At 72.7% G+C, this 25,098-nt stretch carries 21 protein-coding genes, 1 tRNA gene and 1 pseudogene; 15 read left to right on the forward strand and 8 right to left on the reverse strand.

The genetic code is table 11. The annotated features are described in order from the left end of the window. The first annotated feature begins 13 nt into the window (after positions 1-13). Complete coding sequence (locus ABD332_RS06650) at positions 14-928, forward strand: SDR family NAD(P)-dependent oxidoreductase (protein ID WP_344500575.1); 915 nt, start codon at positions 14-16, stop codon at positions 926-928. 24 nt (positions 929-952) lie between these two features. Here ABD332_RS06650 and ABD332_RS06655 read toward each other — a convergent pair whose 3' ends face one another. Next, on the reverse strand, positions 953-2,440 hold the full coding sequence (locus ABD332_RS06655; protein WP_344500577.1) for an arabinofuranosidase catalytic domain-containing protein: 1,488 nt from the start codon (positions 2,438-2,440) through the stop codon (positions 953-955). Between the two features lie 317 nt (positions 2,441-2,757). After that, positions 2,758-2,961, reverse strand: a complete 204-nt coding sequence (locus tag ABD332_RS06660; protein ID WP_344500578.1) for a YciI family protein — start codon at positions 2,959-2,961, stop codon at positions 2,758-2,760. Here ABD332_RS06660 and ABD332_RS60005 point away from each other — a divergent pair. The 4 genes and pseudogenes from ABD332_RS60005 to ABD332_RS06680 form a co-directional block, all read left to right on the forward strand. After that, positions 2,936-2,992, forward strand: a pseudogene (locus ABD332_RS60005) (transcriptional regulator); the annotation flags it as partial. The gene ABD332_RS06660 and the pseudogene ABD332_RS60005 sit on opposite strands and share 26 nt — an antisense overlap. Positions 2,993-3,164: 172 nt before the next feature. After that, a complete protein-coding gene (locus tag ABD332_RS06670) occupies positions 3,165-3,872 on the forward strand; it encodes a DUF4386 domain-containing protein (protein WP_344500580.1) in 708 nt (235 codons plus the stop codon). A gap of 124 nt (positions 3,873-3,996) precedes the next feature. Continuing rightward, positions 3,997-4,124, forward strand: a tRNA-OTHER gene (locus tag ABD332_RS06675). 135 nt (positions 4,125-4,259) lie between these two features. Continuing rightward, a complete protein-coding gene (locus tag ABD332_RS06680; protein WP_344500582.1) occupies positions 4,260-7,505 on the forward strand; it encodes an ATP-binding protein in 3,246 nt (1,081 codons plus the stop codon). A 61-nt stretch (positions 7,506-7,566) separates the two neighbouring features. Here the strand turns inward: ABD332_RS06680 and ABD332_RS06685 are convergent, their stop codons facing one another. Together ABD332_RS06685 and ABD332_RS06690 are read right to left on the reverse strand one after the other, a co-directional pair. Next, complete coding sequence (locus tag ABD332_RS06685) at positions 7,567-8,358, reverse strand: ABC transporter permease (RefSeq protein ID WP_344500584.1); 792 nt, start codon at positions 8,356-8,358, stop codon at positions 7,567-7,569. Next, entirely contained in the window at positions 8,355-9,365 is a 1,011-nt protein-coding gene (locus ABD332_RS06690; RefSeq protein WP_344500586.1) for an ATP-binding cassette domain-containing protein, read from the reverse strand. The genes ABD332_RS06685 and ABD332_RS06690 overlap by 4 nt, the downstream gene beginning before the upstream one ends. 188 nt (positions 9,366-9,553) lie before the next feature. On the opposite strand from ABD332_RS06690, the gene ABD332_RS06695 reads away from it, so the two are divergent. Beyond that, positions 9,554-10,396 carry an SCO6745 family protein gene (locus ABD332_RS06695; RefSeq protein ID WP_344500588.1) on the forward strand — a complete coding sequence of 281 codons (843 nt, stop codon included), beginning with the start codon at positions 9,554-9,556 and terminating at the stop codon, positions 10,394-10,396. A 12-nt stretch (positions 10,397-10,408) separates the two neighbouring features. On the opposite strand, the gene ABD332_RS06700 is transcribed toward ABD332_RS06695, so the two are convergent. Further along, positions 10,409-10,978 carry a TetR/AcrR family transcriptional regulator gene (locus ABD332_RS06700; protein WP_344500590.1) on the reverse strand — a complete coding sequence of 190 codons (570 nt, stop codon included), beginning with the start codon at positions 10,976-10,978 and terminating at the stop codon, positions 10,409-10,411. 59 nt (positions 10,979-11,037) lie between these two features. On the opposite strand from ABD332_RS06700, the gene ABD332_RS06705 reads away from it, so the two are divergent. Further along, positions 11,038-11,436 carry a nuclear transport factor 2 family protein gene (locus tag ABD332_RS06705; protein WP_344500592.1) on the forward strand — a complete coding sequence of 133 codons (399 nt, stop codon included), beginning with the start codon at positions 11,038-11,040 and terminating at the stop codon, positions 11,434-11,436. 169 nt (positions 11,437-11,605) lie between these two features. On the opposite strand, the gene ABD332_RS06710 is transcribed toward ABD332_RS06705, so the two are convergent. After that, positions 11,606-12,457, reverse strand: coding sequence for a hypothetical protein (locus ABD332_RS06710; protein ID WP_344500594.1), 852 nt, complete (start codon positions 12,455-12,457; stop codon positions 11,606-11,608). After that, a complete protein-coding gene (locus ABD332_RS06715; RefSeq protein ID WP_344500596.1) occupies positions 12,454-12,768 on the reverse strand; it encodes a PadR family transcriptional regulator in 315 nt (104 codons plus the stop codon). The genes ABD332_RS06710 and ABD332_RS06715 overlap by 4 nt, the downstream gene beginning before the upstream one ends. A 125-nt stretch (positions 12,769-12,893) precedes the next feature. Here ABD332_RS06715 and ABD332_RS06720 point away from each other — a divergent pair, with 125 nt between their 5' ends. The 3 genes from ABD332_RS06720 (at position 12,894) to ABD332_RS06730 (ending at position 18,292) form a co-directional block, all read left to right on the forward strand. Beyond that, entirely contained in the window at positions 12,894-14,456 is a 1,563-nt protein-coding gene (locus ABD332_RS06720) for a DUF2079 domain-containing protein (RefSeq protein WP_344500598.1), read from the forward strand. Continuing rightward, positions 14,453-16,024 (forward strand): hypothetical protein, encoded by a 1,572-nt coding sequence (locus ABD332_RS06725; RefSeq protein WP_344500600.1) that lies wholly within the window; start codon positions 14,453-14,455, stop codon positions 16,022-16,024. The genes ABD332_RS06720 and ABD332_RS06725 overlap by 4 nt, the downstream gene beginning before the upstream one ends. Positions 16,025-16,138: 114 nt before the next feature. After that, complete coding sequence (locus tag ABD332_RS06730; RefSeq protein ID WP_344500602.1) at positions 16,139-18,292, forward strand: hypothetical protein; 2,154 nt, start codon at positions 16,139-16,141, stop codon at positions 18,290-18,292. 19 nt (positions 18,293-18,311) lie between these two features. Here ABD332_RS06730 and ABD332_RS06735 read toward each other — a convergent pair whose 3' ends face one another. Beyond that, positions 18,312-19,310, reverse strand: coding sequence for a lysylphosphatidylglycerol synthase domain-containing protein (locus ABD332_RS06735; protein WP_344500604.1), 999 nt, complete (start codon positions 19,308-19,310; stop codon positions 18,312-18,314). Positions 19,311-19,404: 94 nt separating this feature from the next. Here ABD332_RS06735 and ABD332_RS06740 point away from each other — a divergent pair, with 94 nt between their 5' ends. The 5 genes from ABD332_RS06740 (at position 19,405) to ABD332_RS06760 (ending at position 24,845) form a co-directional block, all read left to right on the forward strand. Then, positions 19,405-20,565: a glycosyltransferase gene (locus ABD332_RS06740; protein ID WP_344500606.1), complete on the forward strand. Its 1,161-nt coding sequence runs from the start codon at positions 19,405-19,407 to the stop codon at positions 20,563-20,565. Then, positions 20,562-21,362 carry a class I SAM-dependent methyltransferase gene (locus ABD332_RS06745; protein ID WP_344500608.1) on the forward strand — a complete coding sequence of 267 codons (801 nt, stop codon included), beginning with the start codon at positions 20,562-20,564 and terminating at the stop codon, positions 21,360-21,362. Before ABD332_RS06740 ends, ABD332_RS06745 begins: the two co-directional genes overlap by 4 nt. A 191-nt stretch (positions 21,363-21,553) precedes the next feature. Further along, positions 21,554-22,504: a glycosyltransferase family 2 protein gene (locus tag ABD332_RS06750; protein ID WP_344500610.1), complete on the forward strand. Its 951-nt coding sequence runs from the start codon at positions 21,554-21,556 to the stop codon at positions 22,502-22,504. Positions 22,505-22,664: 160 nt separating this feature from the next. Next, the gene (locus tag ABD332_RS06755) at positions 22,665-23,774 is read left to right on the forward strand and encodes an SPFH domain-containing protein (RefSeq protein WP_344500612.1); all 1,110 of its coding nucleotides are present in this window, start codon (positions 22,665-22,667) and stop codon (positions 23,772-23,774) included. A gap of 3 nt (positions 23,775-23,777) precedes the next feature. Continuing rightward, a complete protein-coding gene (locus tag ABD332_RS06760; protein WP_344500614.1) occupies positions 23,778-24,845 on the forward strand; it encodes a TFIIB-type zinc ribbon-containing protein in 1,068 nt (355 codons plus the stop codon). Positions 24,846-25,098: the final 253 nt, after the last annotated feature.

Here is a 25,098-nt window from a genome sequence, read left to right on the forward strand (position 1 = left end):
CCACGCTCGGAGCATGACAACGCTCATCACCGGCCCGACCCGAGGTCTGGGCCGCGCCACCACCCTCGCCGCGGCCGACCGGCCGGGCGCCGAGCTCCTGCTGGTCGGCCGGGCCGGGCCCGCGCTGCGCGAGGTCACCGACGAGGCGCGGGCGCGTGGCGCCACCGTCCATGAGATCGGCTGCGACCTGTCGCGGTTGGCCGATGTACGGGCAGCGGCGGCCACCGTCCGGCACCTCGTCGCCGCCGGGACGGTGCGCCCCATCGGCGCGCTGATCGCCAACGCGGGCCACATGTCGGCCGACACGCGGGCCGCGTCCGCCGACGGCTACGAGCTGACCTTCGCCGTGAACCACCTCGCGCACGCCCAGCTCATCGCGGACCTGCTCGGCTCGCCGGCGGAGCCGGCCCGGATCGTGCTGCTCGGCTCCAACACGTACAGCGCCAACTTCTGGCGCCGGGTGCTCGGGGTGCCGGAGGCGCGGTGGCGCGACCCCGTGGAGCTCGCCCGGCCTGCGCCCGCCGGCGCGAAGCCGGACATGACCGCGTCGGGAGTCGCCTACAGCACCGCCAAGCTGGCGATCCTGTACTACGCCCACGAGCTGCAACGGCACGCCCCGGGGGCGGGCGTGTCGGTGTTCGAGCCCGGCTGGATGCCCGGCACCGCCCTGAGCCGCGGGGCCCCGCGGGCGCTGCAGGCGATCGGTCACGGGCTGGGCCGCCTGCCGTTCGTGTCCACCCCGCGCCGCTCCGGCCCGATGCTCGCCTCCGTGGCGCTGGACGAGCGGTGGGCGCACCTGCGCGACGGCGCGTTCGTGGTGAAGGACCGGCTGACCGAGGTCCGCCCGGTCGCCCACGACCGCGAGCGGGAGCGCCGCCTGTGGACCGCCACCGCGGAGCTGCTCGCCGCGAGCGGCGCGGCCGTCTGACGACCGCGCCACCCACCGCGTGCGTTACGCCGCGATCTGCCAGAGCTGGCAGGTGTTGTTGAGCCACATCCACAGCTGCACCTTGGTGCCGTTGGCGGTGCCGCAGTTCTGGTCGTCGAGGACCATGCCGCTGTTCTCGACGACGAGCTCGTAGCGGCCGTTGCCGGCCGGGATGACCGCCCACTGCTGGCAGGTGTTGCCCAGCGACTGCCACAGGTTGGTGGCGGTGCCGAGCGCCAGGCCGCAGTTGACGGCGTCGAGGACCTTGTTGGCGTTGACGTTGGTGATCGTCCACTTGTTGGGGCCGACGCTGTTGAAGCGCCACTGCTGGCACGTGTTGCCCAGCGCCTGCCACACGTCGATCTGCGTGCCGTTGGCGGTGCCGCAGTTGACCGCGTCGAGGACCTTGCCGCTGGCGAGGTTCGTCAGCCGGTACGTGGCACCGTTGACGGGGAACGTGACGCTCTTGCTGTACCCGACGGCGACGATGTTGGACTGGACCGAGTTCTCCGTGGCGTCGCTCGGGTAGCCGCTGGTCATGACGCCCTCGAAGAACGAGCCGACGGAGCCGTTGCTGTTGTCGCCGCCGATGCCCAGGATGATGGCGCCCTGCTTGGTCATCGGGCGGTAACCGGACTGGGTCGGCAGGCCGCCGTCGTACCGTGTGGCGAGGCTGCCGGACTGCGCGTTGCCGTCCTTGATGGCGTACGTCGTGGTGCCGTTGTTCTTCAGCATCGCGGTCACGAACGCGCTGTTGCGGCCGGTGTTGGCCGTCCAGGACCCGTTGCCGCCGGCGAAGAGCCCGTTCTCCAGGTCCGCGGCGACCCGCGGCCCGGCCGAGCAGGGGGAGAACCAGCACAGGTTGCCGAAGTAGATGGCGTCCATGTCGCCGTTGCCGGTGTCGAGATTGTTCGTCTCGGCGTTGCCGTAGTCGAAGCAGCACCGGTCGTTGACGTGGGTGCCCTCGGTCACCATGTACATGCCCTCGGGCTGGCTGCCGGTGGCGACGCCGTTGGTGTTGTTGTTGCGGTACCCGTTGCCGGCCGAGATGTACACGCCGTACACCTTGTGCCCGCCGGCGGTGATGGGCAGCGCCGCCGCGTTCGCGCCCTGGTCGGCGGTCGGGTTGGCGCCGCCGCCGGGAGCGATCGTGAGGTCGTTGTGCCGCGACGTCTGGTCGTAGATGCGCACGATCGTGCAGTACGTGCCGTTGCAGAACGAGTCCTGCGCGGCGGCGTTGGCGTAGCCGCCGGCGCTGAGCACGCCGATGTTCGACGTCGCGCCGTCGGACCAGCGTCGCACCTGGTACAGCGAGCCGCTGTAGGAGCCGAACAGCGCGCGGGTGGTGCTGTGCGCGGCGACGCAGGGGGTGCCGCCGCCGGCATAGAGGTCGCAGGGGCCCGTGCCGGCCGCCTGCGCGACCGTGGTCGACAGTGCGACCAGCGCCGCGGCGACGATCGCCGTGGCAGCGGCGGCGGCGAGTGCCGTGCGCCGCAGAGACCTGAGATGCATGGTGCGCCTTTCCCGGGGTGTCGGCAGCTGTACTGGCGGACGCTGCCTTCATGTGAGCGATCACATTCGAATCCGACACAGGGGCCCCTGGTGTTTCGAGGGTGAGTGTTATCGCTCACATTGACGATGTCAAGTGGGGGACGCCGTCGGCGCGGCCGCGCAGGGCTCGCCGGTCTGCGCAGCCCCACCGACGGCACGATCAGCCCGAGCGGCACCGCCCTCGGACCGCGGATCACCTCGCGGGTCATCGCCCTGTGCCCTGTCTCAGGGCGATGCGCGGATCCACGCCGCGCTGCCATGGCGGGTCAGGCGTACCGTCACCCGGCCGCCTCACGGAGCATCGCGTCCAGCTCCTGGTTGTGCATGATCTCCCGGACCTCCTGCGCGCTGCGGCAAGCGGCGGCGAACCTGGCGGCCCACCCCAGCGCCTCCTCACGGGCGCTGCGCTTCGCGCACGGGGAGATGACCCAGGCGGAGCTGGCCGACCGCATCGGCGTGACCCGCCAGACCATCATCGCCATCGAGCAGGGCCGCTACTCGCCGTCGTTGGAGGTGGCCTTCCAGATCGCGCGGGTGTTCCAGGTGCCGCTCGACGACGTCTTCGGATATTCCGACACCCAGGAACAGACCCCACAACGTGACACGGCGCGCGAGGCAACCACCTCGCGGCCCGGTTCCACGCACCCGAAACCAAGGGCCTCGCCCGGACCGAGAAGGAGCCACGATGCACGCGTTGACCCGTACCGCCCGCCTGACCGGACTGTTCTACCTCGGCAACGCCATCACCGGCATACTCGGGTTCCTCATCGTCCGCCCGCAGCTCTTCGCCGCCGACGACCCCGGCGCGACGCTGGCCAACCTGGTCGCGCACGAGTCGCTCGCCCGCACCGGCGTCGCCTTGGAGCTGGGCATGGTCGTCACCCAGACCCTCGCCGCCGTCTGGTTCGCCCGCCTGTTCCGCACCGCGGACCCCGTCGCCGCGAGCGGGATCGCCGCCTTCGGCCTGGTCAACGCGGTCGTGGGCCTCGCGAGCGCAGCGATGCTGGCCACGGCGGTCGGGCTGTCGTCCGACCCGGTCGGCGACGCGGCGGCCAACGTCCAGGTGCTGTACCTGGTCAGCGACAACCTGTGGGGCGTGGGAGCCCTGTTCTTCGGCCTGTGGCTCATCCCCATGGGCTGGTGCGTGCTGCGATCGGGCTGGATGCCCCGCGCCCTGGGCTGGGTCCTCGTCGGTGGCGGTGCCGGATACGTGCTCAGCGCGTTCATCAGGTACCTCGCCCCGGACGCACAGGTCGTCGCCGAGGCACCCGCGTATCCCGCTTCCATCGGCGAGTTCTGGATGGTCGGCTACCTGCTCATCCGCGGCGTACGCCGGCAGGCCCTGGCCGAAGCGCCGCCAGCCGTCCACACCCCGACCCCGGCGGCGACCTGAAGCAGAGGGCCTCGTGCTGGCCTTCCCCGCCGAATGGGGTCGAACAGCTGACGGGACCGTCGTCTGCTGGGACGAGGACAGCAACTCGGCTGCGTGGTCGGCGAGATCGGACCAAACTGTGTCCGGACCGGTGGCAGAGCCGGGTTATTGCAGCGCTCAGAGCCGAATGCCGGGCACGCCCGGGCGACTCGAAGGCGCGTGGGGTCGCTGGCGTGCCAAGCCCCACCGGGGGTTCAAATCCCCTCCGGTCCGACAGCCCCTGATCTGCCGGTGCGGCAGGCGCTTTCCTGTCGCCCAGCTACTGGTCCGGCCGAGCAACGAGACCGGCGGAGGTGGTCCGCCTCGCTGACCAGCACATGCCGCGTCTGGGATCGATAGGCTGGTGCCGTGACCCCTGATCTTGTCCTGCTGTCACGGATAGCCTTCCGTGGCCAGGAGATCGCGGGTCCACGGCTGCAAGGTCTCATCGCCCTGCTCGCCGGTGACCTGCGGACCGGCTGCGGCGTCGGACGGCTGGTCGAAGGGCTCTGGCCGGACGAGCAGCCGGAGAACCCGCCCAAGGCCCTGCAGATCCTTGTCTCCCGGGCGCGGTCCCAGCTCGGCGCCGACGTCATCGACCGGACCCCGACCGGCTATCGGCTGACGCTGACCGAGGACCAGGTCGACAGCGCGGCGGTGCAGATCCGGGCCGCTGCGAGCGCCCGGTGCTCGCGTGCCGGCGACCATGCCGCCGCGCTTTCACACGCCGACGCCGGCCTGGCGCTGTGGGGTGGCGCTGGGCCCGGCCCGGCCGATGACGCCGACGGCCCGGTGAGCGCGTTACGGGCGGAGCGGCGGCGCACCTACCGCACGCTGGTGCGGGGCCGGGCGCTCTCCCTCGCTCGTCTCGGCCGGCTGGCCGAGGCGGTGGACCGGCTGGCCGAGCTGGCCGCCGAGCGACCGCGCGACGAGGAGGTGCTGCTCGAGCTGCTGCGGTGCGAGGCGGTGACGGTCGGTCCAGCCACGGCGCTGGGCCGCTACGACGCCTACCGGCGGGCGCTGCGCGATGAGCTCGGCGCCGATCCGGGCGCGGCGCTGCAGGCCGAGCACCGGCGGCTGCTCCAGGGCCTGGTGCCCACGGTCCGGCACGGCGTCGCACACGAGCCCAACCCGCTGCTCGGCCGGGACGACGACATCGCCGCGGTGGAGGCTCTGCTGCGCACCTCCCGTGTGACCTCGATCGTCGGGCCGGGCGGCCTCGGCAAGACCCGGCTCGCCAACGTCGTCGCCCGCCGCGCCGAGGTGCCGACGGTCACCGTCGTGCCGCTCGCCGGCATCGTCGCCGACGACGACGTGGCCCGCGAGGTGGCGACGGCCCTCGGTGTGGGCGAGCACCGGACGCCGGGCGCGGTCGGGCACACCGCGGGTACTGGTGCCGTCGCCGTCGCCATCGCGGCCGCGCTCGCCGCCCCGTCCCTGTTGGTGCTGGACAACTGCGAGCACGTCGTCGCCGGCGCCGCCGACCTGGTCCGCACCCTGGTGTCGATGACCGCCGAGCTGCGGATCCTCACCACCAGCCGGACGCCGCTGGGACTGTCATCGGAGTCGGTCCACCAGCTGCCGGAGCTGAGCCTGTCGACGAGCGTCGAGCTGTTCGGGCAGCGGGCGCGGGCGGCGCGGCCGGGCGTCGACCTGCCCACGGCGGCCGTGGAGGAGCTGTGCCGCCACCTCGACGGGCTGCCGCTTGCGGTCGAGCTCGCCGCCGCCCGGGTGCGGATCATGTCTGTGGCGGAAATCGCCCGGCGGCTCGACGACCGGTTCGGCCTGTTGCGCGGCGGTGCCCGGGATGCGCCGCAGCGCCACCACACGCTGCACGCGGTCGTCGATTGGAGCTGGAACCTGCTGGATCCGGTTGGTCAGGCGGCGATGCGGGCGCTGTCCGTGTTCACCGACGGGTTCACCACCGACGCCGCGCGCCTGCTGCTCGAAGCGTCGCCCACGGACACGCGCAGAGTGGACGTGCTCATGGTGCTCGAGCACCTGGTCGACCACTCGCTGATCAAGGTGTTCGACACCCCGTCGGGCACCCGACTGCGGATGCTCGAGACGGTCCGGGAGTTCAGTGCCGCGCGCTTGGCGGCGGCGGGTGAGACCGACGACGTGACCACCGCGTTTCTGGGGTGGGCGCGGGTGTTCGGCTTGGCCAACCACACGAACCTGCTCGGCTCCGACCCCTACGACACGGTCGTCGCGGTCCAGGCGGAGCAGGAGAATCTGGTCCAGGCGCTCCGGCTTGCCCTCGTCCGCGACGACCGGCCCACCATCGCGGCGATCGCCGCGGTCCTCGGCGGCCTGTGGGGCGTTCAGTCCAACCACCCGCGGCTCACGACGCTGATCCGGCAGACCTCCTGGCCGCTGTCGCACTACCGGCCGGAGCCGGCCTTTGTCGAGATGACCCGGACCGCCCTGACCATCGCCGTGGTGTCCACGTTCGGCTTCGAGGGGCCACGGCCGGTGCGGGCGGTCGTCGCGCTGCGCCGGCTCGGCCTGGCGCAGCCGGACACGGTGATTCGGGCGATCGGCCGGGTGATCGGCGCGCTGGGCGACCCGGTGGAGCTGCAACGGCTGTGCGACAGCACCGAGCCGCTGCTGTCCGGCGCCGCGAACATGCTCGCCAGCTACTACTGGGAATCCGCCGGCGACATCGACACGGCGCTGGAGACGGCCCGGCGGGCACTCGAGCTCTTCGCCGACCGGGACCTGCCGTGGCTGCGCTCGCTCGGCCACGGCCGGACAGCCGAACTCTGTCTGCGGTTGGAGCAGGGCGCGGAGGCCCGCGACCACCTGATTGCGGCGTTGCCGCTGCTGCAGCGACTCGGCGCCCGGGTCGACGCGGTCGGTGTCCGGGCGTGGCTCGTGCTGGCCAACCTGCAGATCGGCGACACCGTCGAGGCCGAGCGGTGGCTGGAAGGGCTCACGCAGACCGCGCTCGACGAGGAGGAGGCCAGGACGGTCGGCTACGACCTCGGCATCCGGGGCGAGGTGCTGTTCGCCCAGGGTGAGGTGGAGGCCGGCCTGCGGCTGTGGCGCCGCGTCGTCGACCAGGTCCGGGACGTCAGCATCGTCGCGTCCTCCGGCGTCCCACTCGACCTGGACCCGTGGGTGGTGGAGGCGCGGTCGGTGGCCGTCGTCGCCCACGCCCGGCACGGCCGGCCCGACCTCGTCGCAGACGTCGCCGACGCGCTGCCCGGGCGCCTGACGCACCTGTTGACCCATCCGCTGGTCAATCCGCCGCCGCACCTGATCGAGCAGGCGATCTGCGGCACCCTGCTCCTGGCCATAGCCATGGCGGACCTGGCGCGCGCCCGACGGACCGATGCCCCGGCCCTCGCGCGGTCAGCGGCCCAGATGATCGCGCTGGCCGAGCGGTTCCGGTTCCTGCGCAACTTCCAGCCGACGATGGCCGCCGCGACGGCCCGCGCGGACGCCGAGCAGGCCGACCGGGCAGCGTACGAGGAGGCAGTGTCGTCCTACGCCGACCTGGACCGGGCCGGGCTCCGCGCGGCGGCGCTGGACCTGCTACGCGAACGCCCGACCGATCAGGACGCGACCGCGGACCAGCGCCCGCCCGATCACTGGGCTCCGACGGTATGAGATCGGGCCCGACGATGCCTCCCGGGCCCGGCAAACCGCCGGGCCTGGGAGGCGGGACTGATCAGCGGGTGCGGTCCCGGTTGTAGAGCCGCTTCGCCCACACGTACCCGACCAGCGAGATCACGGCGCACCAGCCGAGCGCGATCACGGCGCTGTTGCCGATCGGCGTGCCGAGAAGCAGGCCGCGCAGCGTCTCCATGATCGGAGTGAACGGCTGGTACTCGGCGAACCACCGCAGCCCGACCGGCAACGAGTCGGTGGGCACGAACCCGCTTCCGAAGAAGGGCAACAACAGCAGGGGCATGGGCACGTTACTCGCCCCCGCGACGGTCTTCGCCGCCAGGCCCATCGCGACGGCCAGCCACACGAGGGCGAACGTCGTCGCGGTGAGGACCCCGGCGACCGTCAGCCACTCGATCGTGGTCGCGTTGGGCCGGAAGCCAACGAGCACGGCCACTCCGAGAACGACGGCGAGCTGGAGCAGGGTCTGCAACACGCTGCCCAGCACGTGTCCGGTCAGGACCGACACCCGCGCGATCGCCATGGTCCGGAACCGCGCGATGATGCCCTCCGTCATGTCGATCGCCACCGCGATCGCGGTGCCTTGGACGGCGCCGGCGATGGTGATGAGCAGGATGCCGGGCGTGACGTAGTTGACGTAGACGCCACGACCGCCCGACCCGCCGCCAAGGCCGTCGCCGAGCGTGCCGCCGAGCACGTAGACGAACAGCAGCAAGAAGACGATCGGCACGGCGAGCAGCATCAGCATCGTGGACAGGTTGCGCGACATGTGCCGCAACTGGCGGCGCAGCATCGTGGCCGAGTCACGGACGGCCAAAGTCACCGTGGTCACCGTGCGGTCACCTTCCCGGAGCTGGAAGCGGAAACGGCTGCCGAAGCAGCAGCGGGAGCGGCCGTCGAGGCCGGCTGGCCGGTCACAGCGAAGAACACGTCGTCGAGGTCAGGCGTGTGGACGGTCAGCCCGTCAACCTCAACCACGGCCGCATCGAGCCGGTCGAGCAGAGCCTTGAGCGAGCGAACGCCGCCGTCGCCGTGCACCCTCAGCACCAGCGACTCGTCAACCGGGTCCGGCACGACGTCCAGGATCGCGGCGGCCGCGGCCAGGGCGCGGCCGTCGGCGAACCGCAGCTCGACGTGCCCGCCCGGCACCCGCCGCTTGAGCTCGGCCGGGGTGCCCTGGGCAACGAGCCGGCCGTGGTCGAGCAGGGCGATCCGGTCGGCGAGCTGGTCCGCCTCCTCCAGATACTGCGTGGTGAGGAAGATCGTCACACCCTGGGTGACCAGGTCCCGGACGATCTGCCACATGTCGCGCCGGCTGCGCGGGTCCAGCCCGGTGGTCGGCTCGTCCAGGAAGATCACCCGAGGATTGCCGATGAGGCCCATGGCGAGGTCAAGCCGGCGCCGCATGCCGCCCGAGTACATCACGGCGGGCTTCCTCGCCGCCTCCCCGAGATCGAACCGCTCCAGCAGATCCACTGTCCGTCGCCGCCCCTCGGCCCGGCGCAGGTGGTGCAGGTCGGCCATGAGCAGCAGGTTCTCCTCGCCCGTGAGGAAGTTGTCCACCGCGGAGAACTGGCCGGTGACACCGATCGCCGCCCGTACGCGATCGGGATCACGGAGCACGTCGTGACCGCAGATGCGGACCTCACCCGTGTCGGCGCGGATGAGGGTCGACATGATCTGGACCATGGTGGTCTTGCCGGCCCCGTTCGGGCCGAGCAACGAGAAGATGATGCCCTCAGGCACCTGCAGGTCGATGCCGTTGAGCACCACCTGGCGGCCGTATGACCTGCGCAGGCCGGTCACTGCTATCGCCGGCCCGGTCGGGATGTTCGTCATGCGCACGACGGTGCCGTCGGGCCGGATCACGGCGGTTTTACCGTGGTTTCAGCGCCCCGGTCCGGCCTGAACCGCGTCAGGTGCAGAAAATTCGGGAGGCGGTGTCGGATCGCGGTGGAGTCGTTCGTAGCAGAGGTGAGTGGCCCCGATCGCGGGGTCGCCGTCCTCGATCACAGGAGATGTTCCGGATGCAGTCCTTGGTTCCCGTGGCCGGCGACACCGCCCGCCGCCTGCACCAGCTCGTGGAGCCGATCCACCTGGTCACGTACTTCGCTGACGAGCCGGACGTCGCCCTCTTCGCGCTCGGGCTCCGCAACACCTGGGACGCCTACTTCGCCGGGCGGGCCGCGCCGCTGGGCCGGGTCCCGGCCGAGGTGGTCGACGCCGTCTTCTACAACTTCGCCGCCGGTGAGGTCGCCCGCCACATCCCGCGCGTCTGGGACATCACGACTCCCGAGGAGGCGGCCGCCGCCCGCCAGCAGGGCAGCGCCGCGGCGCTACGGCGGATCCTCGGCGATCTCGCCGACTCCGACACGGTCGTGCGCGCCGCCGACCTGGCCACCAAGGCAGCGACCAGCGCCCCGACGGAAGGACGGGTCCTGTACGCCGCGCTGCGGACGCTGCCGGTGCCCGAGGAGCCCGTGGCCCGGCTCTGGCACGCGGCCACCCTGCTGCGCGAGCACCGCGGGGACGGTCACAACGCCGCCCTGGTCGCCGCCGGCATCGGCGGGACGGAGGCCCACGTGCTGCACGCGCTGTCGGAGGGCATCCCTGCGGAGAAGTACGGCAGGGTCCACCACCTGCCCGCGGACCAGCTGGCCGCGGTTGTGGACGGGATGCGCGTCCGTGGCCTCATCGACGACTCCGGCTCGCTCAGCGAGGTCGGCCGCGAGACGAAGCAGCAGATCGAGGCGGTCACCGACGACCTCGCCTCGGCGGCGTTGGCCATCCTGGAGCCGGGCGAGCGCGACCAGCTCATCGCCGACCTCGAACCCATCGTCGCGGTGCTCGACGCCGCCGGCTCGCGATAGCCGGCGCAGCGCTCACCTGTCGTTGTCGTGCGGGGCGGTCAGACCGTTACGGAGCACCGCGACCAGGCGGCGTGCGTTCTGGGCGTCGGTGGTGAGTGCCGCGCCACTGGCGAGGGCCAGCACGTCGGTGGCGGTGATGTCCGGCCGGAGCGCCGGTTGAGCGCGCCGTACCAGGGCGGTGGCCGTGGTGGTGATGGCGGCGTGCCACTCCTCGAACATCGGTGTGCGGCGGCCGTCCGGGACGTCGGTGGCCGCCAGGGCGAGCGGGCGCTTGGTCGCCACGTGGGCGACGAACGCGTCGAGCCAGGTGAAGAGCGCCTCGACCGGTGCGGGGGCGGCGAGGAGCTGGTTGCCGTGGTCGCACAGTGCCGTCACCTCGTCGGTGTACAGGGCGGCGAGCAGCTCGGCGCGGGTGGGGAAGTGCCGGTACAGCGTCGCGTTGCCGACGCCGGCGCGCCGGGCGACGTCGTCGAGGGCGACCTCGCTGCCGACCTCGGCCACGAGTTCACGTGCGGCGGTGAGCAGGCGTTCTCTGTTGCGTTGCGCGTCGGATCGAGGCCGGCGCTTGCTATCCGGGGACATCCCCGAATATGGTACGGCAAGTAAACGGGGACAGCCCCACTTCAGTGGAGGGGTACACGATGCTGAGCACCGAGGACCGGTTCGCCATCGAGGACGTCATCAACCTGCACGGGCACCTGACCGACCGCGGCGACTTCGCCGGCATGCCCGACCTGTTCATCGAGGACGTCACGTACGACGTCACCGCCCTCGGCGGCGGCGTGCTCGCCGGGCTGGCCGGCGCGCGGGACGCCGCACTCGCGCTCGGCGAGGCGAACCCCTTGGCCCACCACGTCACGAACATCGTCCTCGACGAAGCGCCGGGCGGGACGGTCCAGGCCCTGTCCAAGTACCTCGGCGTCATGACGGACGGGTCCGTCGCGAGCGGAACCTACGAGGACACCCTCAGACACGGCGACGACGGCTGGAGGATCACGCACCGGGTCGTCCGCCCCCGCCGCGTCCCCCTGCAGCCATGACGATGCCCTCCGGGCGCTGCCGAGGTACGAATCGCAGATGGAGCCGGTGCGGTCCCACTTCCGCGCTCGTGGCACGTATCGCAGCGTAGCCGGCTTCGGCGAGTACGAAGATGTCGTGACGAGGCTGCTCACCATCATCGCCGAGTCTGGATGACAATCGCGGTGTGGCTCATGCGGCTCCCTGCGGTGTGGGAGCGGGCGTCGAGGTGTCGGGTCGGGTGGTGGTGGCCAGGCCGAGGGCGTAGGCGGTGCAGGCGGTGAGCAGCGCGGGCAGGATCGTCATCGCGTCGGCCATGCGGCCGGACGGGTCACCCATCAGGGACGGGTCGATGCCGAGCGAGGTGACCGGGTAGGCGGCGACCGCCATGCCCATCGAGCCGAACACCGCCAGGCCGTACACGGCGACCGCCAGCTCGCAGGCCAGGAGGCCGCCGAACGCCATCGCGAGCACCGCGCGGCGGCGGTGTCCCCGGCGGGTCAGGGCGGTGGCCACTGTGGACAGTGCGCACGTCGTCAGGCCCCAGGTGCCGACGGCGGCGGTCACGGGCCAGCCGCCGAGATCGGTGACGAGCAGCATCACCGGCAGGGCGCCGAGGGTCAGCCCGGCCGGCGCGAGCGCCGACGTGAACGGCAGCCGCGCGTGGCCGGCCAGCCAGACCGCACCGGCGGCGACCGGCAGGGCCGCTGCGGCCGGCACGAGGCGCGCGGAACCGGCGGTGAGCGATGCGCCGGCGACGGCGGCAACGGCCGCGAACAGCCACGCGCAGAGGGTGTAGAAGACGAGGAAGGCGCCGGCGAAGGCCACGGGGGCGGCGATCAGGCCGGTGGTCGCGTGCACGTAGGGGCGCAGCCGGGCGTACGTGAGTGCCCGCACGCGTTCGGCGAGCGCGCAGCGTGCCACGTCGGCCAGGTCGCGCAGCGGCCGCTGGGAGTGGCTGAGCAGGTCGGCGATCTCCGGGCCGTACCGGTCCCGGAAGTGGCGCGGGTACAGGGCGATGACCAGCCGGACCGCGCGGTTCACGACAGGGCCAACCGGCGCAGGCCGGTGCCGGCGACGGCCCGCATGCGCGACAGCTCCGCCTGCAGCGCGGCCCGGCCGGCGGCGGTGAGCTGGTAGGGCTTGCGGCGCTCGCGCTCCGGCAGGGCCTCGATCAGAGCCAGGTCCTCGAGGCGGCGGATCGCCCCGTACAGCGTGCCGGGGCCGGGGCGGTCGCCGGTGATGGCGGCGATGTCGTCCTGCATCGCATACCCGTGTTTGGGGCCTTCGGCGAGGCTGACGAGCACGAGCAACGCCGGTTCTGAGAACCGGCCGAACTCGGTGAGTCCGGACATGCCACCTCCACTACTACGTGGGACGTAGCATCGCAGGACGTAGTAGCGGCCGTCAACTCCACGCCGGCGGGCGGAAGCGCGGGCGCTACGCTGGCCGCCATGACGGTGGCCGGGCTGATGCGACCGTGACCAGCTCCGGGGCGGTCACGGCGGTCAGCGACGCCGTGGTCCCGGCACGGCGGGCAACCGGGTCGGCGCACCGCGTCGCCGTCGCCGCGATCGTGGTCGCGGCGGCGCTGTGCTACTCGGTGCTCGCCCTCAACCGGTTCCGCACGTGGCGCTCGTCCACGTACGACCTGGTGATCTTCGACCAGGCGGTGCGCTCCTACGCCCAGGGGCATCTGCCGGTGGCGATCGTCAAGGGCGTGCACAACGGGTTCGGGCCGCACTTCAGCGTGCTCGGTGACCACGTGTCGCCGCTGCTGGTGCTGCTCGCCCCCCTGTACCTGGTGTACGACGACCCTCGCACGCTGCTGGTGGCGCAGGCCGTGCTGCTGGCCGGCGCGGTCGTGCCGCTGTGGCGGTTCACGCACCGTGAGCTGGGTGTCACGGCCGCCCACGGGGTGGCGGTGGCGTATGCGCTGTCGTGGCCGGTGGCGGGTGCCGTCGGGTTCGACTTCCACGAGGTCGCGTTCGCCCCGCTGCTCTTCGCCGTGCTGTTCGACCAGCTGTCCGCCTACCGGCACGGCTGCGGGCGGCGCCGGCACGTGGCGCTGGCCTGCGCGGCGCTGCTGCTCGTGAAGGAGGACATGGGGCTGGCGCTGGCCGGGGTGGGGGTGTGCCTGCTGCTGCCCCCGCTGCTGCCTCAGCGCGGCCGGCCGCGGCGGCGCGGTGACGTGCTTCTCGGGCTCGGCTGCCTCCTCGGCGGGCCGGCGTACACGGTCCTGGCCACCCAGGTCGTCATCCCCGCGTTCGGCGGCCGGTCCGACTACTACTGGTCGTACGACCACTTCGGGCCGACCGTCCCGGCCGTGCTGTGGCACGTGGTCAGCCAGCCGGGCGATGCGCTGTACACCTTCTTCAACCCGGCGACGAAGACGCACACGATGCTGATGCTGCTGGCGTTCGCCGGACTGACGCCGCTGGTCTCACCGTATCTGGCGGTGACGCTGCCGCTGATCGCCGAGCGGATGCTGTCGGAGTCGCCGGGCTGGTGGGACACCGGGGCGCACTACAACGCCTTCGTGGTGGTCCCGCTGCTGTGCGCGGGTGTCGACGGGGCGGCCCGGATCGCGCGGCACCGGCGGATGCGCCGGTCCGGCACCGTCTGGACGGCCGTGGTGGTCGTCGCCGCGGTACTGGCGCTGCCTGGCTCGGCGTTCGGTCAGCTGGCCCGGCCGTCGCAGTGGCGGTGGACCGACGACATGCGGGCGATGGAGCACGCGGCCGCGCAGGTCCCGGACGGGGCGCTGGTGGAGACCGCCTCCAGTCTCGGCCCGCGCCTGAGCAGCCGCACCCAGGTGCTGCTGTGGGACCGGATCCCCCGCTGGGCCCCGTGGGTGGTCGCCGACGTCGCCCGCCCGCAGTTCCCGTTCTGCGGCCTCGACGACCAGCGCGCGCGGGTCGACCTGCTGCAGGGCAGCGGCTACCGGGTCGTCTTCCGGGAACGTGACTTCGTCGTGCTGCACAACCCGGACGCGGTGCCGCGGCTGACGGCCCCACCCGCACCACCATGCGGCGGATCGTGACCGACGCGGGAGCGGCGCGGCGCGCGGATGCCGTCGCCGTGGGTGCGCTGCTGGCGGCCGTGCCTGTGGTGCACCGGATCGGCCCGGCGCTGGACGCTCCCTACTGGCTGGACGAGTCGTGGGTGGCGCTGGCGGCCAAGGCGCCCCTGGTGGACCTGCCGTGGGTGACGGCGTCGACACCGCTCGGATGGACGCTGCTGGTCTGGTCGGTGCCGGGCGGCGGGCAGCTCCAGCGGCTGATCCCGCTGCTGTTCCTCGCCGGCTCGGTGCTGGCCGGCTACGCCTTCGGGCGCTTCCTCGGCTGGCCGGGCCGCGGCTGGGCCGTCGCCGCCGGGCTGTCCGCGGGCGCCGCGACGCTGCTGATCCCGGCGCAGGTGGTGCGCCACGACCTGAAGCAGTACACGGCCGAAGGTGCGGTCGCGTTGCTGCTGCCGGCGATGACCGCGTGGCTGGAATCGGCCTGGTCCCGGCGCCGCTTGGTCCTTGTCGGGGCGGGCGTGGTGGCCGGGATGCTGTTCAGCCATCCCGCGGCGCTCATCGGCGCGGCGGTGCTCGGCGCGCTCCTGCTCACGTCGGCCGTCGGCGGGCGTCGGGGCCGGCTGCGGGACACCGCCCTGGTCAGCGCCGGGACCGCGGTGGCGGCGTTGCTCGTGTACGTGGTGCTCGACCGGCCGAACCGCAATGTCGCGCTGGCCGACTACTGGTCGGGGTTCTTCCCGACGGTCGGCGGGCTTCCGTCCTACCTGGGCAACCGGCTGGCGGAGCTGACGCCGGCGTTGGGCGCCCCGTGGCAGCTGGTGGCCGCCGCGGCGGCGGTGGGCGTGGTGGCGGTCGCGCGGCTGGGCCGGCCGGCGACAGCGCTGGCCCTGCTGCTGGTTCCGGTGATCGCCGTCGCGGCGGCGCTGGCCGGCGTGTACCCGCTGCTGGACCAGCGCACGTCGCACTTCCTGCTGGTCGTCGCGGCGGCCGTGGCCGGGACCGGCCTGGTGCGGACGGCGGCCGACCTGACCGGCCACCTGCCGGCACAGACAAGGGCACGGACACGGACACGGAGCGCGGTGGCGGCGGTCCTGGTCGTCACCGCAATGTCCGCGTACGCGATGGCGAACAGCCGCGTGCTGCTGCACCCGCCGGCCCCCGGCGACCCAGGCGAGGACGTCCGTGCCCAGGTGGCGTACGTCGCGTCGCACCGCCGGCCCGATGACGTGATCGCCGTGAACATGTCCGGTCAGTTCGGCTTCGCGTACTACTGGTCCGAAGACCCGCCGCTGCTGCGGCGTGGTGGCCCGATGGCCACCGGATGGCACGTCTCGTACGCCGACGGCAGCCGGATCCTCGTCGCGTCCGGACGTGACACGGCCGCGGTCGCCGACCTCGTCGCCACCGCCGAGCGGCTGGCCGGCGCGGGCGGGCGGATCTGGCTCGTGCGCAGCCACGTCAATGCCGACGAACGGGCCGCCTGGCACGCCGCCCTGGCCGGCGGCGTCGTGGACGAGATCGCGGTCGGACCCGAGCCGCTGGCGACGCTGACCGTCCTCCAGACGCCCGGTCACCGGACGGGGCGCTGACGTCCCGGTCGGTTCCCAGTTGGTCCGACTATGCTCTCCGCGGCGGATCGCCGGTCCCGGACATCGGGTGCCGTGGTGATCCGTGCCGGTCGAGGATGTGGAGTCTGGTTCATCGTGTCGTTTACCGCGGCGACCGTGCCGGGGCAGCCCGCTGCCCCGCCTTCGCGTCGTGCCCCCGCAGTCCGTCGTCTGCTCGACGCCGCGTCGGCGGACAGCGCCCGGGCAGGTCGGCTGCTGCTGTTGCTGGCGGTGGTGCCCGCGGTGACGGTGACGGCATGGCTGCTGGTCGCGGTGCCGCTCGCGGCGACGGGACACTTCCGCCCGGGTGTCGTGGTGCCGGCCGCGGTGGTGCTGGCGATCCCGCTGGTGCGGTGCGCGACACGGTTGCCGCGACGCAGCGGCGCGGGGTCGTTCACCGCGCCGTGGTCGGCGGTCGTCGCGACGTCGGCGATCGCCGTCGGGTTCGCCGGGTTCGCCGCGGTGAGGTCCAGCCAGCAGGCGGTGCTGCACCGTGACGCCGGCACCTACGCCCAGGTCGGGCTCTGGCTGAGCGACCATCCGGGGCTGGCCACCCCGGTGCCGGTCGACGCCTTCGGGGCCGCGGCGGCGCAACTGACGTTCGCGCACCCCGGCTTCTACGTGCAGGACGGCATGATCGTGCCGCAGTTCATGACCGGCTGGCCGACGATGCTCGCCGCCGCCCACTGGGTCGCCGGTTGGCAGGGGATGTTCGTGCTGCCGGCGCTGGTCGGTGGCGCGGCCCTGCTCGCCGTCGGCGGGCTGGCCGGGCGCCTGTTCGGGGCGCGGTGGGCGCCGGTGGCCGCGTTGCTGCTGGGCTCGGCGTGGCCGATGCTGCGGGTGAGCCAGACGACGTACTCCGAACCGCTGGCGTGTCTCATGCTCGCCGCCGGGCTGTGCCTGGTCGCCGGTGCCTGGAAAGCCGGCGCGTCGGCGAGGAGCGCCGCGTCCCGCCGGGACGTCGGCTGGTCGATGGCGCTGTCAGGCCTGCTGCTGTCCGCCGGTGAGTTGGTCCGCCTCGACATGGGGGTGGACTTCGCCCTCATGATCCCCGCGATCGGCTGGTGGTGGCTGCGCCGGCGGGGCGGGGTCTGGCCGTTCGCCGGCGGCGCCGTGATCGGCGGCGGCCTGGGATTCATCGACTGCCGGTTCGTGACCTGGCCGTACGTACTGGTCAACTGGTCGTCGGTCCGGCTCATGATCGTGGTCCTGGTGCTCTCGCCCGTCGTGACCGCCGCGCTGGCGCTGTTCCTGCGCCGCCGGCACCGTGACGTGCGGACCATGCGCTGGTGGCGCTGGGCACCGCCGGTCGCGGCGGCCGGCACCCTCGTGCTGGGGCTGCTCCTTGCCGCGCGGCCGCTGCTGTACGTCGACCGCTCCATCACCGCGGCCAACACGATCGAGTACGTCGCGTCGCATCAGGAGCAGTTCGGGCTTCCGGTCGACGGCACCCGCAGCTACGCGGAGCAGACGGTGTCCTGGGTCTCGTGGTACACGGGCTGGCCGGTGCTGGTGCTGGCCTGGATCGGCGCCGCCGGGGTCGTGTACGCCGCCACCCGCGGCCGTGGCTGGCGCTTCCTGCCGATCCTGCTGGTGTACGGCGGATCCGGGGTGGCCTCCCTGCTGCGCCCCGCGATCACCCCCGACCATCCGTGGGCGGACCGCCGGCTGGTCGTCGAGGTGCTGCCCGCCGTGGCGCTGTTCGCCACCTGGACCCTTGCCGCGCTGACCCGCTCGGGCGAGACCGGCCGCATCCGGGCAGCCGCGACCGGCGGGTGGCGTGCGGCCGGACGCCTGCTCGCGCCGACGCCGACGGGTGCGCTCGCCCGGCTGCTCGTGCTGCTGGCGATCGCCGCACCGGCGTTGGTGGTCACCGCGCGGCTCGGGCCGAACCGCACCGAGCTGGGCGAGCCGGACGCCGCGGCCGCGGTGTGCCGGGCGCTGCGGCCGACGGATTCGGTCGTCATGATGGACACGCAGTGGTCACCCACGATCCGCAACCAGTGCGGCCTGCCCGTGGCGGCCCTGGAGGACCCGACGGTGGAGCGTATGCAGCAGGTCGTCGCCGGCATCCGCGCGGCCGGCCAGGTGCCGGTGCTGATGTCGTCGTCGACGCTGACGCTGCTGCCCTACGGACTGCCGCTGGAGCGGATCGTCTACCTGGACACCCACGAGGACCAGCACGTGCTCACGTGGCGCCCGACCGGGACCGACCCGCGGCGGCTGGAGTGCTGGCTGGTCCGCCCCTGACGCGAGGTCGCCGCGTCGCTCACCGTGACCGGCCGGGGTCGCGCCCGGCCACGTAGGCGGCGACGGCCGTCACGCCGGCCAGGACGAGGTCACCGGCGGTCAGCAGGCCCCGGGACAGCACCGCGACGGCGGTCGCCTGGCCGGTGCTGAGCTGCGCGCCGAGGATCGCGACCAGCAGCACGTCGCGGACACCGGCCCCGGCGGGCGTGATCACCGCCAGGAACCCCAGGCACCAGGCCAGCGTGAAACCGCCGACCGCCAGCGCCGCGACCCCGCCCGGACTGCCGGTCAGCGGCCAGCTCAGCAGCCACGCGTGCGCGCCCAGCAGCAGCCACGACGCCACCGCCCAGGCCAGCGACACGACGATCGTCCGGCCGGACAGCGGCTGGGGCAGCGGCGGGCGGCGCAGCACGCGCAGCGCCATCCCGATGACGGCGTTGACGACCTTCGGGCGCAGCAGCAGACCGAGGACCGGCACGCCGAGCAGCGCCCACCAGTACCGCTCGGTCACCGCCCCGGCACCCGCCGCGAGCACGACCGCGGCGGTGACCAGGCCGGCACCGAGCGACACCGCCATCGTCAGGATGGCGGCGGTCGCGGTGCGGCTGCGTGGCACCTGGTGGGCGTGGGCGAGCTCCATCTGGGCGACCACCGGCCACATCGACCCGGGTAGGTACTTGCCGAGCTGCCCGACGAAGAAGATCCGGGCCGCCGTGGTGACCGGCAACGGCGAACCGAGCCCGCCCAGCAGCGTCCGCCAGACCTGCATCGTGGCCAGGAGGCCGACGGCGACGAGCGCGGCCGCGGCGGCGGTCGCCCCGGCACCGATCTGCGTGACCGCGGCGCCGACGTCGGCGCGCTGCCGCGCCACGGCGACACCGCCGCCGACCACCGCGACACCGAGCAGCGACCACTTGGTCCAGCGGTTGGTCAGTGCTCGCCCGACGAGTGACGCGATGCGCCTCCGCGTGCCGGCCTTCGCGGGTGGCTGCCCGGCTTCGGCTCCGCGATCAGGCACCGGGCGAGCCTACCGTCCTGGCGACGGGCCGCCGCCGGAGTCCCCGCTGACGTGCGCCAAGGCCGCCGCGGGCGATGACCTAGGCTAGGGCGCCATGCGGGTCCTGTTCTTCGGCACGTACGACACGGCGATGCACCCACGCGTCGGTGTGCTCGCCGAAGGGCTCCGCGGTCACGGCGCCGACGTCGTGGAGTGCAACGCCCCGCTCGGTGTCGGCACCGCCGCACGGGTGGCGGCGGTGGCGCAGCCGTGGCGCCTGCCCAGCCTGGTCCTCACGGTGGCGCGGCGCTGGGTCTCGCTGGCGCGGGCGGCCCGCCGCGTCGGTGCCGTCGACGCCGTCGTCGTCGGGTATCTCGGGCTGCTGGACGTCCACCTGGCGCGGCTGCTGTTCCGGCGGGTGCCGATCGTGCTGGACCACATGACCGGCGCCGGGGACACCGCCGCGGACCGCCGTCTCGGGGGCCGGCTGCGCCGCCGCCTGCTCGCCGCCGTCGACCGGGCCGCGCTCCGCCGCGCCGACCTCATCGTCGTCGACACCGACGAACACCGCGATGCGCTCCCGGCCCGGCACCACGCCCGGAGCGTCGCGGTCGCCGTCGGCGCGCCGTCGGCCTGGTTCACGGCCGGCCGGGAGCAGGCCACGGACGCCGGTGCGCGGCAGGCGCCGGACGCACCCGCGCTGCGGGTGGTGTTCTTCGGCCTCTACACGCCGCTGCAGGGCGCCACGGTCATCGGCGAAGCGGCGCGCCTGCTGGCGGGGGAGGGCGTCACCTTCACCATGGTCGGGCAGGGGCAGGACGAGGCGGCGACCCGGCACGCCGCCGAGGGCGCCGACGTCGCCTGGCTGCCCTGGGTGCCGGCCGGCGACCTTCCCGCGCTCGTTGCCGGGCACGACGTGTGCCTCGGCATCTTCGGCACCAGCGACAAGGCGATGCGGGTGGTGCCCAACAAGGTGTTCCAGGGTGCGGCCGCCGGCTGCGCCGTGGTCACGTCCGACTCCCCGCCGCAGCGGCGCGCCCTCGGCGACGCGGCGCTGCTCGTCCCGGCCGGTGACCCGCACGCGCTGGCCACGACACTGCGGCGGCTCGCCACGGACCGGTCCGAGACGGCCCGGCTGCGGCAGGCCGCCCGCCGTCTCGCCGAGGCCCGGTTCACCCCCGAACACGTCGTGACGCCCCTGTGGGAGCGGCTCGGTGACGGCGGCGCCGGTGAGCCCGCCGGCGCCGGACGGCTCGCGTCCCGGGGGCGTCGATGAGCGATCCGAGTGTGCGGTCCGGGCCACCGCGGGCGCCGATGTCGGCCTGGCGGATGGACGCCGTCGCGCCGCTGTCGCCGAACGGCTGGCTCCGCCATGACGCCGTCATGCACCTGTTCCCGTCCTCCGGCGCGACGGACGTGCTGGAGATCGGGTGCGGGCAGGGTGGCTTCGGTGCCAGGCTCGCCCAGCGGCACCGGTACCTCGGCATCGAACCCGACCACGCGTCGTTCACGGTGGCGGAGCAGCGGCTGCGCCACGCCGGCGGGGGAGAGGTCCGCAACGCCCGCCTCGAGCTGCTGGAGCCCGGCCAGTTCGACGTCGTGTGCGCGTTCGAGGTGCTCGAGCACCTCGACGACGACACCGCGGCGCTGGCCGCCTGGGTCGAGCGGGTGCGGCCCGGCGGCCTGCTGCTGCTGTCCGTGCCCGCGTATCAGCGCCGGTACGCCGCCGCGGACGAGCTCGTCGGCCACTTCCGCCGGTACGACCCCGGACCACTGCACAACCTGCTGACCGCCGCCGGACTCGTCGACGTCCGGATCCGTCACTACGGGATGCCGCTGGGTTACGTGCTGGAAGGCGGCCGGAACGTGATCGCCCGCAGACGGCTCCGGGCGGCCGGCTCGACGTCACCGCAGCAGCGCAGCGCCGGATCCGGGCGGCTCCTGCAGCCCTCGTCCGGCCTGCGCGGCGCGTTGAACCGGTGCGGCTCCGCACCCTTCCGCCTGCTGCAACGGGCCTTCCCGAAGACCGGGCCGGGCCTGGTCGCCGCGGCCCGCCGGCCGGCGGGACCGTAGACCGTCACCGGCGTGCGGCCGCCCGGGCAAGGGCGGGGCGAGTGATACGCCTCACCGAGGCCGCCCTGGTTCGCGACCGGCACCGGAGCGGCCTACTGTGACGGTCACCCCCTGTGCCGTAGCCCCGGCGCGAGCACCCGAACGCAAAACGGCACGCTGTGCCGGCACCACCGTCCACGAGTGAGGCAGCAGTGACGTTGACAGAACAGGTCCCGATCGCGGGCGGCGGGAGCGTGCCGGCCCGTTCCAGCAGCAGCCTCGACGTCACGGTCGTGCTGCCGTGCTACAACGAGCAGGCGCACGTGCGCCAGGAGATCGAACGGATCTGCGCCGCGCTCGACGAGTCCGGCTACACCTACGAGCTGCTGGCGATCGACGACGCGTCGACCGACGCCACCCTCGAGGTGCTCCGGGAGGCCGAACCGTCGTTCCCGCACCTCAAGGTCGTCGCGCTGCACCGCAACGGCGGATCCGGCACCGTCCGCCGGCTCGGGTCCCGGATGGCCGCGGGCGCCATCGTGGTCTGGACCGACGCGGACCTCACCTACCCCAACACCCGGATTCCCGAGCTCGTCCGCCTGCTGCACGACGACCCGAGCATCGACCAGGTCGTCGGCGCGCGCACGACCGAGGAGGGCAGCCACAAGCTGCTGCGGGTCCCGGCGAAGTGGGTCATCCGCAAGATCGCCGAGTGGCTCACCAGCCAGTCGATCCCTGACCTCAACTCCGGGATGCGGGCCTTCCGCCGCGAGGTCGCGCAGCCCTACCTGCGGCTGCTGCCCCCGGGGTTCTCCTGCGTCACCACCATCACGCTGGCGTTCCTGTCCAACCAGCATCACATCCTCTACGTGCCGATCGAATACGCGAAGCGCGCGGGCACGTCGAAGTTCCGGTTCATCGCCGACGCCTACCGGTACATCCTCCAGGTCCTGCGGATGGTGATGTACTTCGATCCGCTCAAGGCCCTCATGCCGCTCGCGCTGTGGCTCGTCATGATCGGCGTCGTCAAGAGCATCTTCGATCTCGCGGTCCACCCGATCAGGCTCGCGAACAACACCGTCATGATCTTCCTGACCGGTCTGATCATCGGGTCGCTCGCCCTGCTCGCCGACCTCATCGTGCGGTCCCGGCCCGAGCCGTAGGCGGACCGCCCACCCGGCAATGCCAGATGGCTGAGCGCCAGGTGCCCGCGGTGAGTGCCGACAAGCCGACACAGTGTCTATGGTGCTTGTCCGGGATCATGGGATTCTCTATGGTCTGGCCGCGGTGTGAACGGTGCATGCGGAGTTAGGAGCACCCGTCATGGGTTTGGTGGAGAAGCTACGAGGCGAGTTCATCGACATCATCGAGTGGCTCGATGACAGTCGTGACACGATCGTCTGGCGCTTTCCGAGGTACCAGAACGAGATCAAGATGGGCGCCAAGCTGATCGTGCGCGAGTCGCAGACGGCCGTGTTCGTCAACGAGGGCCAGGTCGCCGACGTCTTCACCCCCGGCACGTACACGCTGCAGACGCAGAACATGCCGATCCTGACCACGCTCAAGGGCTGGAAGTACGGGTTCGACTCGCCGTGGAAGGCCGAGGTCTACTTCGTCAACACGCGGCAGTTCACCGACTTCAAGTGGGGCACGCAGAACCCGGTGATGATGCGCGACGCCGAGTTCGGGATGGTCCGGCTGCGGGCGTTCGGCGCGTACTCGCTGCGGGTCGTCGACGCGGCGAAGCTGCTGCGGGAGCTGGTCGGCACCGACCCGCAGTTCCGCACCGAGGAGGTGCAGGAGTTCCTGCGCCAGCTCATCGTCGGCCACCTCGGCAGCGCCCTCGCGGCGGCGCAGGTGCCGGCGCTCGACCTGGCCGCGCAGCAGCTGGTCATCGGGCAGAAGCTCGCCGGGGTGCTGACCGAGGAGCTGACCGGCTACGGCGTGCAGATCCCGAAGTTCATCATCGAGAACATCTCCCTGCCGCCGGAGGTCGAGGAGGCCATCGACAAGCGCACCTCCATGGGCGTGGTCGGCAACCTGAACGCCTACACGACGTTCCAGGCCGCCAACGCCATGGAGGACGCCGCCAACAACCCGGGCGGCGGCGCCGGCGAGGGCTTCGGCCTGGGCCTGGGCATGGCCGCCGGGCAGCGGATGGCGAACGCGCTCAACCAGCCGGTGTCGTCCCCTCCACCGCCGGCCGGCCCACCGCCACTGCCGCAGCAGGACCAGTGGTTCGCCGGCGTCAACGGCCAGCAGGCGGGGCCGTTCGACCTCGACGCGCTCGGCGCGCAGGTCCGGTCGGGCACCGTCAGCCGCACCACGCTGGTCTGGAAGAACGGCATGGCGCAGTGGACCCCCGCCGGTCAGGTCGCCGAGCTCGGTGCGCTCTTCGCCGCCGTCCCGCCGCCGCTGCCGCCGCAGGGCTGAGCCGTGATCACACAGACGCAGTACCCGTGCGCCGGGTGCGGCGCCAACGTCGAGTTCGCGCCCGGCACCACCGCGCTGCGGTGCCCGTACTGCGGGCACGAGACCCAGATCGCCCCCGCCACCCGCCAGATCGCCGAGCACGACTGGAACCAGTTCGCCGGCCTGCCCCGCAAGCCGATCGCGCTGCTGGCCAAGCACGTCTTCAAGTGCCAGAACTGCGGCGCGGCGACCGAGTCCGACGCGATCTCCGACCGCTGCCGGTTCTGCGGCGCGGCCGTCGTCGCCGAGGTCAACCCCGGCGACCAGGTCGTGCCCGAGGCGGTCCTGCCGTTCACCCTCACCAAGCAGCAGCTGCGTGAGCAGCTGCGCACGTGGGCGGCGTCGCGCTGGTTCGCACCCAACGGGCTGAAGAAGGTCTCCGAGGCCGAGTCCGCGAAGAGCACCTACCTGCCGCACTGGACCTACGACACCCGGACCGTCTCGCACTACCAGGGCCAGCGCGGCGAGCACTACTGGGTGACGGAGACCTACACCGAGAACGGCGAGACGAAGACCCGCCAGGTGCGCAAGACCCGGTGGCACCACGCGAGCGGCACCGTCGGGCGCGCCTTCGACGACGTGCTCGTGACCGGCACGACCAAGGTCACCCAGGAGCACCTCGACGCCCTGGAGCCGTGGCCGCTGCCCGACGCCCAGCCCTTCCACGCCCAGTACCTGGCGGGCCACGAGACGCTCCGCTACGACGTCGAACCCGAAACCGGCCTGGAACAGGCGAAGCGCAAGATCGCCCCGGCCATCGAGCAGGACTGCCGCCACGACATCGGCGGCGACGAGCAGCGCGTCGACCACGTCGACACCGAGTACCACGACCTGACCTTCAAGCTGATGCTCCTGCCGGTCTGGCTGGCCTGCTACATCTACGCCGGCAAGACCTACAACATCCAGGTCAACGGCCGCACGGGCGAGGTAGCCGGCGAACGCCCCTACAGCACCGCAAAGATCGCCGCCGCCATCGCCGCCGCGGTCCTGCTCATCGCCGCCATCGTCGCGTTCTTCGTCCTACGCCGATAGCGCGATCCCGCCGTCCCGAAAGCGTGAGGGTTTCCACAGGTCACAAGCCTGCGGAAGCCCTCATTTTCGTGCCTGAGCAGTACGAGCTCGGTGGAGCCGTGGCGCGTACACAAGGCGAGACCTTGACTTCGGTGGATGTGAGCCCCTAGATTTCGCCCTGCCCGGGTATTGATCCCGGTGCGACTGCATGGGCCTGACGGGGAGGCTTCACATGTTCAGTGATGGGTGCGCGCTGCGCTCGAGACAGCGGCCG

Origin of the sequence: Dactylosporangium maewongense (assembly GCF_039531485.1) — a bacterium.
GTDB classification, from domain to species: domain Bacteria; phylum Actinomycetota; class Actinomycetes; order Mycobacteriales; family Micromonosporaceae; genus Dactylosporangium; species Dactylosporangium maewongense.